Origin of the sequence: Gymnodinialimonas ceratoperidinii, assembly GCF_019297855.1 — a bacterium.
GTDB classification, from domain to species: domain Bacteria; phylum Pseudomonadota; class Alphaproteobacteria; order Rhodobacterales; family Rhodobacteraceae; genus Gymnodinialimonas; species Gymnodinialimonas ceratoperidinii.
The window spans coordinates 2,720,531-2,734,034 of record NZ_CP079194.1 but is presented as its reverse complement, the minus strand read 5'-3'; the positions used below and the strand labels follow the sequence as shown (position 1 = coordinate 2,734,034).

13 protein-coding genes are annotated in these 13,504 nt (G+C 64.4%); 10 read left to right on the top strand and 3 right to left on the bottom strand.

Features of this window, described 5'->3' with window-relative positions:
• Positions 1–6 precede the first annotated feature (6 nt).
• From KYE46_RS13210 to cysE, 10 genes are all read left to right on the top strand, one after another.
• A complete protein-coding gene (locus KYE46_RS13210; RefSeq protein WP_219001082.1) occupies positions 7–420 on the top strand; it encodes a phage major tail protein, TP901-1 family in 414 nt (137 codons plus the stop codon).
• A gap of 3 nt (positions 421–423) precedes the next feature.
• Complete coding sequence (locus tag KYE46_RS13205; protein WP_219001081.1) at positions 424–741, top strand: gene transfer agent family protein; 318 nt, start codon at positions 424–426, stop codon at positions 739–741.
• The gene (locus tag KYE46_RS13200) at positions 738–962 is read left to right on the top strand and encodes a rcc01693 family protein (protein WP_219001080.1); all 225 of its coding nucleotides are present in this window, start codon (positions 738–740) and stop codon (positions 960–962) included. Before KYE46_RS13205 ends, KYE46_RS13200 begins: the two co-directional genes overlap by 4 nt.
• Positions 946–1,611, top strand: a complete 666-nt coding sequence (locus KYE46_RS13195) for a phage tail tape measure protein (RefSeq protein ID WP_247716835.1) — start codon at positions 946–948, stop codon at positions 1,609–1,611. The genes KYE46_RS13200 and KYE46_RS13195 overlap by 17 nt, the downstream gene beginning before the upstream one ends.
• A 12-nt stretch (positions 1,612–1,623) precedes the next feature.
• On the top strand, positions 1,624–2,256 hold the full coding sequence (locus KYE46_RS13190; protein ID WP_219001079.1) for a DUF2460 domain-containing protein: 633 nt from the start codon (positions 1,624–1,626) through the stop codon (positions 2,254–2,256).
• On the top strand, positions 2,253–3,131 hold the full coding sequence (locus tag KYE46_RS13185) for a DUF2163 domain-containing protein (protein ID WP_219001078.1): 879 nt from the start codon (positions 2,253–2,255) through the stop codon (positions 3,129–3,131). Before KYE46_RS13190 ends, KYE46_RS13185 begins: the two co-directional genes overlap by 4 nt.
• Positions 3,128–3,559 carry an NlpC/P60 family protein gene (locus KYE46_RS13180; RefSeq protein ID WP_219001077.1) on the top strand — a complete coding sequence of 144 codons (432 nt, stop codon included), beginning with the start codon at positions 3,128–3,130 and terminating at the stop codon, positions 3,557–3,559. The genes KYE46_RS13185 and KYE46_RS13180 overlap by 4 nt, the downstream gene beginning before the upstream one ends.
• Positions 3,560–3,564: 5 nt before the next feature.
• Positions 3,565–8,013 carry a baseplate multidomain protein megatron gene (locus KYE46_RS13175; protein ID WP_219001076.1) on the top strand — a complete coding sequence of 1,483 codons (4,449 nt, stop codon included), beginning with the start codon at positions 3,565–3,567 and terminating at the stop codon, positions 8,011–8,013.
• Positions 8,006–8,713, top strand: coding sequence for a DUF2793 domain-containing protein (locus tag KYE46_RS13170; protein WP_219001075.1), 708 nt, complete (start codon positions 8,006–8,008; stop codon positions 8,711–8,713). The genes KYE46_RS13175 and KYE46_RS13170 overlap by 8 nt, the downstream gene beginning before the upstream one ends.
• 100 nt (positions 8,714–8,813) lie before the next feature.
• Complete coding sequence (gene cysE / locus KYE46_RS13165; protein ID WP_219001074.1) at positions 8,814–9,629, top strand: serine O-acetyltransferase; 816 nt, start codon at positions 8,814–8,816, stop codon at positions 9,627–9,629.
• A 13-nt stretch (positions 9,630–9,642) separates the two neighbouring features.
• Here cysE and KYE46_RS13160 read toward each other — a convergent pair whose 3' ends face one another.
• The 3 genes from KYE46_RS13160 to KYE46_RS13150 all read right to left on the bottom strand — a co-directional run bounded on the left by KYE46_RS13160 (position 9,643) and on the right by KYE46_RS13150 (position 13,498).
• Positions 9,643–10,335: a hypothetical protein gene (locus KYE46_RS13160; RefSeq protein ID WP_219001073.1), complete on the bottom strand. Its 693-nt coding sequence runs from the start codon at positions 10,333–10,335 to the stop codon at positions 9,643–9,645.
• 129 nt (positions 10,336–10,464) lie between these two features.
• Positions 10,465–12,282 (bottom strand): translational GTPase TypA, encoded by a 1,818-nt coding sequence (typA, locus tag KYE46_RS13155; protein ID WP_219001072.1) that lies wholly within the window; start codon positions 12,280–12,282, stop codon positions 10,465–10,467.
• Between the two features lie 82 nt (positions 12,283–12,364).
• On the bottom strand, positions 12,365–13,498 hold the full coding sequence (locus KYE46_RS13150) for a histidine kinase dimerization/phosphoacceptor domain -containing protein (protein ID WP_219001071.1): 1,134 nt from the start codon (positions 13,496–13,498) through the stop codon (positions 12,365–12,367).
• Positions 13,499–13,504: the final 6 nt, after the last annotated feature.

The window sequence follows — 13,504 nt, the reverse complement described above, 5'->3', positions numbered from 1 at the left end:
ATTTCCATGACGGCACAGAACGGCAAGGACCTTCTGGTGAAGGTGGACATGGACGGAAACGGCGTGTTCGAGACGATGGCGGGGCTGCGGGCGTCGCGGCTTTCGTTCAACAGCGAGAGCGTGGATGTGACGAGCCTTGAGAGCACCGGCGGATGGCGCGAGTTGTTGGGTGGGGCGGGGGTGAAATCGGCCTCGATTAGCGGCTCGGGGATCTTCCGCGACGCCTCCACCGACGAGCGGGCGCGGGATCTTTTCTTCGAGGGAGGGGTGCCCGATTTCCAGGTCGTCATCCCCGATTTCGGCATCGTGGAGGGGCCATTCCAGATCGGCTCGATCGAATATGCCGGCACCCATGACGGCGAGGCGACCTACGAGATCTCGATGGCCTCCGCTGGTGCGTTAACCTTTACGGCGATCTGAGGGATGGCAAACCCATGGACCGGCGAAGTGGCGCTGACCGTGAACGGCGAGCGGCACGTGGCGAAGCTGACACTCGGCGCCTTGGCGGAATTGGAGGATTGGCTCGGCGCGGATTCACTGGCGCAGATGGTGGCGCGCTTCGAGGGCGAGGGGTTGAAGTCCGCCGACGTGCTGGCGCTGGTTTGCGCCGGGCTGCGCGGGGCGGGCTGGACCGGGCAGGTGGAAGACCTGCTGAACGCCGAGATTGAAGGCGGCATCCTGGAGGCGGCGCGCGTTGCGGCGCGGCTCTTGGTGTTGGCGTTCAGGCCCGTGCCGGTATGAGCGACAGGCACGAAGGCTTCGATTGGCCTGCGTTGATGCGCGTGGCTTATCAAGGGCTTGGCCTGTCTCCTGCCGCGTTCTGGGCCCTCACACCATCGGAATTCCTGACATTGCTCGGCCCTGAAAACGGGGCTGCGCCGCTGCGACGAGACGCGTTCGACGCGCTTCTTGCGCGGTTCCCAGACCAGAGAAACGAGGACGAAAATGACAGAGATGGATGACAGCCTCGGCCGCTTTGACGCCGAGATTGCGGAGCTGGAAACGAGCCTTTCGGGGGCGACGTCGATGGCGGCGGCATTTCAGGGGGAGCTGCGGGAAATGCAGGGAGCGATGCTCTACACAGGGCGCGAGGTGAACTCGATGAGCCGCGCGATCGGCGGTGATTTGCGGCGCGCATTCGACGGCGTGGTGTTCGACGGAATGCGTCTCTCTGATGCGTTGCGGGACGTGGCCAGCAGCATGATCGACGCCGCATACAACACCGCGATGCGGCCGGTGCAAAACGCATTGGGATCGGCTCTGGGCACCGGCGTTAACTCTTTGCTCGGCGGTTTGCTGCCCTTCGAGAAGGGTGGCGCGATCAGCCAAGGGCGCGTGATGCCCTTCGCGCGCGGCGGCATTGTCAGTGGTCCCACGACCTTTCCGATGCGCGGCGGCACCGGCCTGATGGGCGAGGCGGGGCCGGAGGCGATCATGCCGTTGCGCCGTGGCCCTGATGGAAAACTGGGCGTTGCCGCCGCAACGCAGGGCGGGGCGGTGAATGTCACGATGAACATCACGACCCCCGATGTGGCAAGCTTCCAGCGATCTTCCAGCCAGGTGGCAGCACAGGTCCAACGCGCCTTGGCGCGGGGCCAACGGAACCGGTAGGGGGGGATTTTCATGGGATTTCATGAGGTTAGATTTCCGGCGAACCTGAGCTTCGGCTCAGTTGGCGGACCGGAGCGCCGCACGGAGGTGATCGCGCTCACCAACGGGTTCGAGGAGCGCAACACGCCGTGGGCGCATTCTCGACGCCGGTATGATGCCGGTGTGTCGATGCGATCGCTCGATGACATTGCGCTGCTGATTGACTTTTTCGAGGCCCGACGCGGTCAGCTCTACGGGTTCCGATGGAAGGATTGGTCGGACTTCAAGTCCTGCGCCCCATCCGGCGCGCCGTCGTTTCGAGATCAACGGATCGGGACCGGGGACGGTGAGACGCGCACCTTTCAACTGACCAAGACCTACCAATCCGGCATTAACTCTTACGCGCGCCCGTTAACCAAACCGGTGACGGGCTCCGTGCTCGCGGGGGTCTCGGTCGATGAGCTGGTCGCGGGCGTCCACTTCGACGTCGACCACACGACCGGGACGATCACATTCGTTGATGCGCCGCCGGCGGATGTGGAGGTCACCGCGGGCTATGAGTTCGACGTGCCGGTTCGGTTCGACACCGATGCGATCCAGACGTCGGTGGCATCGTTTCAGGCGGGCGAGGTTCCGAATGTGCCCGTCGTGGAGATCCGGATATGAGCGTACAAGACCTTGATCTGCATCTGAAAACCTGTGCGACCGGCGTGGCGCGGTGCTGGCGGGTGACGCGCGGGGACGGCGCTCAATTCGGGTTCACCGACCACGATTGCGATCTCGATTTCGACGGCACGACATTTCGTGCCGGAACGGGATTGAGCGCGACCGCCCTGAGCCAGACGACCGGCCTTTCGGTGGATAATACCGAAGCGGTTGGCGCTTTGTCGGCCGCAGCGATCACCGAGGAGGATATTTTTGCGGGCCGATTTGATGGCGCCGATGTCGAATCCTGGCTGGTGCAGTGGGCAGCGCCCGTTAACCGTGTTTTGCAGTTTCGCGGCTCGATCGGGGAGATTACCCGCGCGAACGGGGCATTCTCGGCGGAGCTGCGCGGATTGGCAGAGTTGATGAACAAGCCCACAGGGCGTGTGTGCCAACGGAGCTGCGAGGCTGTTCTGGGTGACGCGTCCTGTGGCTTCGACCTCACGACACCGGGGTATGTCACAAATGCTCAGGTCCGCACGAGCGACGGGCGGGTCTTCACCTTCGACGGGCTCGCGGGGTTCGAGCCGCGTTGGTTTGAGCGCGGGACATTGCGAGTGATGTCCGGCGCAGGGGAGGGGCTGGCCGGTGTCGTCAAACTGGATCGGCTGAATGATGAGGGTCGGGACGTCGAGCTGTGGGACAACCTGCGCGCAGACGTTGTTCCGGGCGACACAGTGCGCCTGACGGCGGGGTGCGACAAGCGCATGGAGACCTGTCGCCTGAAATTCCTTAACCTCGTTAACTTTCGCGGTTTTCCGGATATTCCAGACGGCGATTGGCAAGTTGCCCATCCGTCACGTCTGTCGGCGCGCAGCGGCGGGTCGCGCCGGTGAGCGCGGTAGTCGCGACGGCGCGAGAATGGCTTGGCACGCCCTATGTGCATCAAGCCTCCTGCAAAGGAGCGGGGTGCGATTGCCTCGGGCTGCTCCTCGGCTTGTGGCGCGAGTGCCACGGAGACCTTCCCGCGCCGGTTCCCGCCTATACCAACGACTGGTCCGAAACCTCGGGCGAGGAGCGTTTGCTCGACGCTGCTCGGGCTCATCTGATCGAAAAACAACTGTCAGACGCCGCGCCGGGAGACGTCCTGATCTTCCGGATGCGGGCCGGCGCGGTGGCCAAACATGTCGGCCTGCAGACCCGGATCGGGCGAGAGGCCCGGTTCCTCCATGCCTATTCCGGGCGCGGCGTCACCGAAGGTGCGCTGACGCCGCCCTGGGCCCGACGCGTTGCGGCGCGGTTCGTGTTTCCCGAAAGGACGTAACTCACATGGCAACTCTTCTCCTTTCAGCGGCGGGTGCTGCGGTCGGCGGGCTCATCCAGGCGCCCATTCTTGGCATGACCGGCGCCGTTCTGGGCCGTGCCGTGGGCGCGACGGTCGGGCGGGTCATCGACCAGCGCCTGATGGGCAGCGGCTCGGACCCCGTGGAGATGGGGCAGACGGATCGTTTGCGGATTACGGGCGCGGGCGAAGGGGCTCCGATTGCGCAGCTCTTCGGGCGGATGCGTCTGGGCGGACATGTGATCTGGGCGACGCAGTTCCAAGAGCACAAGAGCACCAGCGGGGGCAGCGGCAAGGGGGCACCGCCGCAGCCGAAAACGACGACCTATTCCTACACGATCAGTCTCGCCATTGCGCTTTGCGAAGGAGAGATCGCGCGGGTCGGTCGGATCTGGGCTGATGGGGTGGAGATCGATCGCGAAGCGGTCACCTGGCGGCTCTACAAGGGCGCGGATGACCAGATGCCGGACCCATTGCTGGAGGCAGTTGAAGGCGCGGGGGCAGTGCCGGCCTTTCGCGGCACGGCCTACGTTGTCTTCGAGGATCTGGACCTGACGCCCTACGGCAACCGTGTGCCGCAATTTGCCTTTGAGGTCGTGCGCCCGGCGCAGCCTGAGCGGCCCCACGTGCCCAGTGCGGCGGAGGCTGTGCGCGCGGTGGCGCTGATGCCCGGCACCGGGGAATATGCGCTCGCGACGACACCGGTCAGCCACCGCTACGGCTTGGCGCGCGGGGTCTCGACCAACGTCAGCGCGGAAGGAGGGGTGACGGATTTCTCTCAATCTCTCGGGCAGTTACGAGATACGCTGCCCAACCTCGAGTCGGTCTCGCTGATCTATTCGTGGTTCGGCGACGACCTGCGCGCGGGTCATTGCAAGGTGCGTCCGAAGGTGGAGCAGGCCGAGCATGATGGTCGCGAGATGCCGTGGCGCGCGGGGGGGATCGATCGGCAGTCAGCCGAGGTGATCGCCAAGGTCGATGGACGCGCGGTCTACGGTGGCACGCCGGCCGACGACTCCGTACTGGAGGCCATCGCGGCGATCCATGCGGGCGGACAAGAAGTCACGTTCTACCCATTCCTGCTTATGGAGATGTTGGAGGGCAACGGTCTTCCCGACCCTTACGGCGGCGCGGAACAACCGGCCTTGCCGTGGCGCGGCCGGATCACCGGGGACGTCGCGCCGGGCCATGAGGGGACGACCGACGCGACACCTGCCAACCGCACGGCAATTGACGCGTTCTTCGGCACGGCACAGGCCTCGGACTTCAGCACGGGTGGGTCCGGCGTGGGGTACTCGGGGCCGTCCGAGTGGAGCTACAGCCGCTTCATCCTGCACTGCGCCGCGCTTTGCGCCCAGGCGGGGGGCGTCGAGGCGTTCTGTATCGGCTCGGAGATGCGCGGCCTGACCCAGATGCGCGACGATCAGGGCTATCCGGCGGTCGAGGCTTTGATTGCGCTGGCCTCCGAGGTCCGTGCGCTTCTGCCTCAAGCCAAGATCACCTATGCCGCTGATTGGTCGGAATATTTTGGCTATCACCCCCAGGACGGTTCAGGCGATGTCTATTTCCACCTCGACGCTCTCTGGGCTGATCCGAACATCGATATGGTGGCGATCGACAACTACATGCCGGTGAGCGATTGGCGTGACGGGACAGAGCATCTCGATTTCGAGGCCGGGCCAATCCATGCGCTCGATTACCTGCAATCTAATATCGAGGGCGGCGAGGGCTACGCATGGTTCTACACCGGCCCCGAAGCCCAAGCGGCGCAGCGACGCACGGAGATCACCGATGGCATGGACGAGCCTTGGATCTATCGGTTCAAGGACCTGCGCAATTGGTGGGAGCAGCCGCATTCCAACCGGATCGGCGGATTTCGCACGCGTGATTTGCCGATCCTCGGCGAGCCGGAATTCGAGGGAAAGGGGTGGGCTTCGGGCTACTGGGTGCGCCTGTTCAACCACGCGATTTCAGCCCTGCCGGGGATGGATCCGATCACTTATTACGGCTCTGCCACGGTCGAGACCGCGCCCGGCGAGGGCGATGTTCTGCAGGTGGCGGGAGCTTACCTGACCTGTTCGGAAAGGGGCTATCGGCCCATGGTGCCGGGCCAGGAGGTGCGCGTCACGATCCGAATGCGACTGCTTGCGGAGCCCACGGATGGCGAGCCTCACAAGACCTCGGTCTACCTGGCGTTCAACCGGGAGAACGGCAATCCGGGGGGATCTCGGGTCCTGTTCACGGTGAGCGACACGCATGTGTCCGACGGTTGGATCGAGCAGAGCGCGACGGTGACGCCAGAGGATTGGGTGGGCGTCGGCGCAATTTGGCCGGATGCATCCCATTGGCGGGTGATGGTCGCGCTGAACGGGCCCACGACAGGTTCGCCCGCGGGCGCGGTGCTGCAGGTGTCCGAAGTCACGGTGGCGGTGGAGAATGCCTACACGGACTGGGTGCCGCGGTCGAAACCGATCTGGTTCACCGAATTTGGCTGCGCGGCGATCGACAAGGGCACCAACCAACCCAACAAGTTCCTCGATCCGAAGTCGGATGAGAGCGCCATCCCCACTCATTCCAACGGTCGCCGCGACGACTTGATCCAGGCGCAATATTTGCGGGCCGTCATGGATTACTGGCAGGCGGATGAGAAAAATCCGCCGTCAGATCAATATGATGGGCGGATGCTGGATATGGGTCGGGCCCATGCCTGGGCTTGGGACGCGCGGGTCTGGCCGGCCTTTCCGAATGATCGGGAACGGTGGAGCGATGGTGACAACTGGACGCGCGGGCACTGGCTGACAGGACGGCTTGATGCGCAGCCGCTCGACCTCGTGGTTGCGGAAATTTGCGAAGAGGCGGGTGTCACGGATTACGATGTCTCGCGGCTTTTCGGCCTCGTGCGCGGCCACGTCTCGGCACAGACCCAGAGCGCGCGCGCACGGTTGCAACCGCTGATGTTGACCCACGGGTTTCATGCGGTGGAGCGGGACGGAAAGCTGGTGTTCCTGACGATGCCGCAGCTGCCGGAAACACTCATCGACGCTGCCACGACGGCGCGGGACGATGACGACGAAGGAGGCTTCACCCATATCCGTGCGCCCGAGGCCGAGACGGTGGGGCGTCTGCGCATTTCCTACACGGAGGCAGAGGGGGGCTACGGCGACAAGGTTGCCGAGGCGGTTTTCCCCGGTGACGGCGCGGATAAGGTTAACGACGTTAACCTTCCCCTGGCTCTCACGACGAGCGAAGGACAGTCCACGGCGGAGCGGTGGCTGGCGGAGGGGCGGGTGGCCAAGGACACGCTGCGCTTCGCCCTGCCGCCTTCGCAGCGTGCCGTCGGAGCCGGCGCCCTGATCGCAACCGAGGACGGCCAAAGATGGCGCGTCGACCGGGTGGAGGATCGAGGCTTCCGACAGATCGAGGCCGTGCGGGTCGAGCCGAGCACCGCGACAGCCTCGGACGAGGTCGAGGAAGCGGTGCGCGTGAATGCCTTTGTGCCGCCCCTGCCTGTTACGCCCATCTTCCTTGATTTGCCGCTCTTGACCGGGGACGAGGTCGCGCATGCGCCCCATCTTGCCGTCGCCGCGGATCCCTGGCCGGGTTCTGCAGCCGTCTACTCGGCTCCCGGACCCGATGGGTTCACCTTGAACAAGCTGGTCGAACAGCCCGCCATCATCGGGACCCTGCTTGAGCCGCTCTATGCACAGCGACCGGGCGTCTGGGATCGCGCTGGGCCGGTCCGGATACGGCTTGAGACGGGGAGCCTCTCGTCATCGGAACTCTCGGCGGTTCTGACCGGCGGGAACGGCGCGGCGATCGGGTCGGGCGAGGATGACATCTGGGAGGTGATGCAATTCGCCGACGCCACATTGGTGGCGCCGGACACCTGGGAGATCGGCATGCGTTTGCGGGGTCAGCAAGGCACCGATGCCCTCATGCCGGATTTCTGGCCGGCCGGCAGCGTTTTCGTGCTGCTGGATGGCGGCGTGACCCAGGTGGATCTCTCCAGTGCCTCCCGCGGATTGGAGCGCCATTGGCGTATCGGTCCTGCGCGCCGGTCCGTTGATGACCCGAGCTACGTCGAAAAGGTCGTGGCTTTTCAGGGCAATGGCCTGCGCCCCTATAGCCCGGTCCACCTGCGAGCTCCCCGTGACGGAGCGGCGCGTGAGGTCAGCTGGATCCGCCGCTCTCGCATCGACGCGGACAGTTGGGACGGCACCGACGTGCCGCTTGGCGAGGCGTCGGAGCAATACATCCTGCGGATCGTCGATGCCAATGAGACCCGCCGCGAGGAGGTCTTGAGCGTCCCGCAGTTCACCTACACCGACGCGATGCGCGCCAGCGACGGCACGTTGAGCGATTATGCCATCGAAGTTGCTCAGGTCTCCGAAAGGTTCGGGGCGGGGCCCAACGCGAGGATTCAGATCAATGAGTGATACACCCGAATTGGCCCTGCCATTGCTCGCGCCCGCGCAGGCGCAAAAGCATGTCACCGTGAACGAGGCCTTGGTGCGGCTCGACGGATTGGCGCAGCTTCGCTTGCAGTCCGTAAGCGAAACGACGCCGCCCGCAGCGCTTGACGGCTTCGCCTATGGCGTGCCCTCGGGCGCGGTCAACGCATGGGCGGGGCAGGAAGGCTCGGTCGCGATTGCTTCGGGGGGCGGTTGGATTTTCGTGCCGGCGCAAAGGGGATGGCGGGCCGTGGTGCTCGATGCGGGATCGCTTGCGATTTTCGATGGGGCGGCCTGGCGCGTGGGCGCGCAGACGTTGACGCCCGGCGGCGCCTGCATTGGCCTGACGAGCGCGGAGTTCGACGTGACCCTGGCAGCGGGTGCGAGCGTCACAACCCCGGTTGTTTTCCCCGCAAGAGCAGTGGCTTACGGCGTAACGGGGCGGGTCATCTCGGCGATCACGGGAACGGCGACGACGTGGGATATCGGCGTCACGGGAGATTTGCAGCGCTATGGCTCGGGCCTTGGGACGTCGCTCAATTCGTGGGTGAGCGGGCCCGGCACGCCGCAGGTCTACTGGTCACCGACCGCCTTGGAGATTACCGCGCAGGGGGGCGATTTCGCGGGCGGGACGATCCGTCTGGTCGCCCATTACGCGGAGCTTGCGTTGCCCGATCCCGTCTAGGGATTGTTAACTGAGTTAACAGATTACATGTGATCGTTTCATGGACCTTTGCGGTGGCCTTGCGTATTCTGGCAGGGAAGCATCGCAAAGGAGACGGCCCATGGCGCGTACTCAATCCCACGTCACCCAAGTCGATCCGGTCTGGAGCCGGATCACCGAGGAAGCATCGACCGCCATCGCCTCTGAGCCTCTGCTCGGCGGGCTGGTCCATGCCTGTGTCCTCCACCACCCCACATTGGAAAACGCGCTCGCCTACCGTGTTGCGCAGAAGCTTGCGTCGTCGGAGATGTCTGAGCAATTGCTGCGTGAAATCGCGGATGAGGCCTTCGCCACGGATCCGATGCTCGGCCAGCAGGCGCGCGCGGACATCGTGGCCGTCTATGACCGCGATCCGGCGTGCCATCGCTTTCTTCAGCCGTTGATGTTCTTCAAGGGTTTTCAGGCGATTACAGCCTACCGGGTCGGCCATTGGCTGTGGCGGCAGGGGCGACGTGACCTGTCGTATTTCGTGCAGATGCGTGTTTCGGAAGTGTTCGGCGTCGATATCCACCCCGCGGCGCGTGTGGGTCAGGGGATCATGATCGACCACGCCCATTCCATCGTGATCGGTGAGACGGCCGTCGTCGGAGACAACGTCTCGATGCTACACTCCGTGACGCTTGGCGGCACCGGCAAGGAAGAGGAAGACCGTCATCCGAAGATCGGCGACGGTGTCTTGATCGGGGCGGGGGCGAAGGTTCTGGGCAACATCAAGATCGGCCATTGCTCGCGGATCGCGGCGGGCTCGGTCGTGCTGACGGAGGTGCCGCCGATGAAGACCGTGGCGGGCGTTCCGGCGAAAATCGTGGGCGAGGCGGGTTGCGACCAGCCGTCGCTCACCATGGATCATCTGTTTGGCGGGCCAGCTTCAAGCTGACTCGCCCCGTCGTTCAGGCAGCGGCGTGTTGCACCCAACTGCGGCGCGGCGGCACGGGCATGATCGGGCCGGGCTCGACCGCCGTGAAACCTTGCTGGATATCGTCAACCGTGAGATCGGTGACAGCGTAGCCATCGCCCGTCACGAAGTTGCGCAGCGAGGTGATCGGCAAGGCGTGCATCTCTGCATCGATGGCGATCTTGACCTCCACCACCTTCATCGTCTCTGTATCGACGTTGAAGTTGACGATCCGCGCAATCGGACCCTCGGCGTTGAACACCACGGCACCGATCCAATCACTCATCCGTTCCAGCCGCTCTTCCGCGTCCTTGGTGGCGCGATCCTTGGAGATCGGGTAGCCGAACAGCTTCGCGGCCAGCAGCATCGGTGAATAGGTCATCCCAAAGGGACCGACGATGACGGGGGGCAGGTTGGTGAGGTCCACGCGGTTGTCAGTGCCGATGCGCGGAGCGTCGGCGAGGTCGGACTCGCCCATCTGGGCCGGCCAGACCATCTCGGACGGCTCGAAGGCGCGCAGGCGCTTGCTGTGGAGCAGCACGTCGGTATGGGCAATCCATCCGCCGCCGCTCAGCACCGCGTAGTCCACCGTGTGACGGTCGGGATCGAACATCAGATCCGAGACCTGAAAGCTTCCAGCCTTCGCGGAAACCGTCGATTTCTTGAGAGTTGTAAATGGGGCAATCATGGGCCACCTCCTTGCAATATAAACGCAAAAGAGGGGTCAAGGTTCCCGACGCGCGAACCGCGCCCTTGGGAGAGGTGCCTCGGAGGGCAAGGATACGCCACGGTGATCCGCGGCGTATCTTGGTCGGTATCAGCTGGCGCGGGCTTGGCGCTTGCGCTCGTGCGGGTCGAGGTAGCGCTTGCGCAGACGGATCGCATTGGGCGTGACTTCGACCAGCTCGTCATCGTCGATATAGGCGATGGCCTGCTCGAGCGTCATGGTGACGGGGGTGGTCAGCTTGACCGCCTCGTCGGTGCCAGACGCGCGCACGTTGGTGAGCTTCTTGCCCTTGAGCGGGTTCACTTCCAGATCGTTGTCACGGCTGTGCTCGCCGATGATCATGCCGGTGTAGACAGGCTCTTGCGCGCCGATGAACATCTTGCCGCGATCTTCGAGGTTCCACAGAGCGAAGGCCACCGAGGTGCCGTTTTCCATGGAGATCAGCACGCCCTGGCGACGGCCCGGAATGGTGCCCTTGTAGGGCGCCCATTCGTGGAACACGCGGTTCAGAACGCCGGTGCCGCGCGTGTCGGTGAGGAATTCGCCGTGGTAGCCAATCAGCCCGCGAGAGGGGACATGGGCGATGATGCGGGTCTTGCCCGCGCCGGCCGGTTTCATCTCGGCCAACTCGCCCTTGCGCGCGCCGGTCAGCTTCTCGATCACGGCGCCGGAGTATTCGTCATCCACGTCGATGGTGACTTCCTCGACCGGCTCGTGACGCTCTCCGTCGATCTCGCGGAAAAGCACCTGCGGGCGGGAGATCGACAGCTCGAACCCCTCGCGGCGCATGTTCTCGATCAGCACGCCCATCTGCAATTCGCCGCGACCGGCAACCTCGAAGGCCTCGCCGCCCGGGGTGTCGGTGATCTTGATGGCGACGTTGCTTTCCGCCTCTTTCATCAGGCGCTCGCGGATCACGCGGGACTGCACCTTCTTGCCGTCACGGCCCGCCAGCGGCGAGTCGTTGATGCCGAAGGTGACGGTGATGGTGGGCGGGTCGATGGGTTGGGCTTCCAGCGGCTCTTCCACGGCCAGCGCGCAGATCGTGTCGGCCACGGTGGATTTGGTCATCCCGGCGAGCGAGACGATGTCGCCCGCGAGCGCCTCGTCGATGTCCTGCTGTGCAAGACCCCGGAAGGCCTGAATGCGGGTGACGCGGAACTGCTCGATCTTCTCGCCCAGGCGCGAGAGGGTCTGCACCGTCTGGCCCACCTTGAGGCGGCCGCTTTCGACGCGGCCGGTCAGCAGGCGGCCCACGAAGGGGTCGGCGCCGAGGGTGGTGGCCAGCATGCGGAAGTCATCATCCTGGTGGTTGATCTGCTTGGGCGTGGGGACGTGGTTCACGATCAGGTTGAACAGCGCGTGCAGGTCCTTGCGCGGGCCGTCCAGCTCGTGATCGGCCCAACCGGAGCGGCCCGAGGCATACATGTGTGGGAAATCGAGCTGATCTTCGTCGGCGTCGAGCGAGGAGAAGAGGTCGAAGACCTCGTCCAGCGCGCGGTCGGGCTCGGCGTCGGGCTTGTCGACCTTGTTGAGCACCACGATCGGACGCAGGCCGAGGGCGAGCGCCTTGGAGGTCACGAATTTCGTCTGCGGCATCGGGCCTTCGGCGGCGTCGACCAGCAGCACCACGCCATCGACCATCGACAGGATGCGCTCCACCTCGCCCCCGAAATCGGCGTGGCCGGGGGTGTCGACGATGTTGATCCGCGTGCCTTTCCACTCCAGCGACGTGGGCTTGGCGAAAATCGTGATGCCGCGCTCGCGCTCAAGGTCGTTGCTGTCCATGGCACGTTCGGCGACGGCCTGATTTTCGCGGAAAGCACCGGATTGCTTGAGAAGCTCGTCCACCAAAGTGGTCTTGCCGTGGTCAACGTGCGCGATGATCGCGATATTACGGAGGTCCATTACGATGGCCTTTTTAGAATAAGGGAATGCTTTCCCGCGCGCTTAGGGGGTTTTCGCGCCGATGGCTAGCTAAAAAGGGAAGTTACACCACGGCGCGGAAGCGCAGGGTGCCCTGATATCCCGCCTCGGTGATGTCAGCGGAAAAGACGCCGCCAAGTTGTTCCGACAGCATATCGATGACCGACATGCCCATCCCGGTGGAGCTTTCCGACTTCGGCGCGGCGCTGCCCAGACCGTCATCGGTATAGGTGAGAACCAGCTCTCCGTCCTCGGCGGTGCTGAGGTCGAGGGTCATCTTGCCCGCGCGTCCGTCCGCGAAGCCGTGCTTTTGCGAGTTTGCGGTGAGTTCCGCCACGATCAGGCCAAGCGCACCGGCTTCCTGCGAGGTAATCGTTGCCTTGTTGCAGCCGGTAGAGAGCGCGAGCTCCTGATTTGGGTGCAGCGTGCCCCGGATCAGGTCGGCGACCGAGGCGAGGTAGGCGGAGATGTTGATCCGCTCGCCCGCGTTGGTCTTGTAGAGCGCGGTATGCAGAGCGGCGATGATCTCGACCCGTTGCTGCATCAGTTGCAGGGCGTCGCGTGCGGCCTCGTCGGTCAGCATGCGGGACTGGATACGCGCCATGGCCGAGACCGATTGCAGCGAGTTCTTGACCCTGTGATCGACTTCCAGACGCAGCAATTCCTCGCGCCGCAGGGCGAGCGCCAGTTCCATCTGGCGCATCACCTGTGCGGCCATCACCTTGACAGCGTCGCGCTGCAGATCGGTCAGGACGCGCGGTTTCTGGTCCAGCACGCAGAGGGTGCCGAGCGGCATGCCTTCCGCCGTTTTCAACAGCGCACCGGCATAGAAACGCAGGTTCGGGCCGGACACGCAGAGCGGATTGCCGCAAAGGCGATCGTCGTTGAGCGTGTCCTCGATCTCCATGAAATCGTCGAGCAGGATCGCATGGGCGCAGATGGATTCGTCCAGCGGCAGTTCCCGGGTGCCGAGGCCGACCTCGGCCTTGAACCACTGCCGATCCTCGTCGATGAAGTTGATCACGGCAAAAGGCACGTCGCAGATGCGCGCGATCAGTTCGACCACGGCGTCGTACTCCGCGTCCCGGGGCGTATCGAGAATGCCATAGGAATGCAGCGCCGCAACGCGTTGGTCATTCGACGGATGGGGCGCCGCCACATAGCCTTTGGCCGCAGCGGGATCGATTACCTTTGCCATGCCGCG

Bases quoted from the DNA above. Each gene is read 5' to 3' on its own strand.
- typA (WP_219001072.1), bottom strand. From the start codon at position 12,282: ATGGACCTCCGTAATATCGCGATCATCGCGCACGTTGACCACGGCAAG.
- cysE (WP_219001074.1), top strand. From the start codon at position 8,814: ATGGCGCGTACTCAATCCCACGTCACCCAAGTCGATCCGGTCTGGAGC.
- KYE46_RS13150 (WP_219001071.1), bottom strand. From the start codon at position 13,498: ATGGCAAAGGTAATCGATCCCGCTGCGGCCAAAGGCTATGTGGCGGCG.
- KYE46_RS13160 (WP_219001073.1), bottom strand. From the start codon at position 10,335: ATGATTGCCCCATTTACAACTCTCAAGAAATCGACGGTTTCCGCGAAG.
- KYE46_RS13200 (WP_219001080.1), top strand. From the start codon at position 738: ATGAGCGACAGGCACGAAGGCTTCGATTGGCCTGCGTTGATGCGCGTG.
- KYE46_RS13185 (WP_219001078.1), top strand. From the start codon at position 2,253: ATGAGCGTACAAGACCTTGATCTGCATCTGAAAACCTGTGCGACCGGC.
- KYE46_RS13190 (WP_219001079.1), top strand. From the start codon at position 1,624: ATGGGATTTCATGAGGTTAGATTTCCGGCGAACCTGAGCTTCGGCTCA.
- KYE46_RS13205 (WP_219001081.1), top strand. From the start codon at position 424: ATGGCAAACCCATGGACCGGCGAAGTGGCGCTGACCGTGAACGGCGAG.
- KYE46_RS13175 (WP_219001076.1), top strand. From the start codon at position 3,565: ATGGCAACTCTTCTCCTTTCAGCGGCGGGTGCTGCGGTCGGCGGGCTC.
- KYE46_RS13195 (WP_247716835.1), top strand. From the start codon at position 946: ATGACAGAGATGGATGACAGCCTCGGCCGCTTTGACGCCGAGATTGCG.
- KYE46_RS13170 (WP_219001075.1), top strand. From the start codon at position 8,006: ATGAGTGATACACCCGAATTGGCCCTGCCATTGCTCGCGCCCGCGCAG.
- KYE46_RS13210 (WP_219001082.1), top strand. From the start codon at position 7: ATGACGGCACAGAACGGCAAGGACCTTCTGGTGAAGGTGGACATGGAC.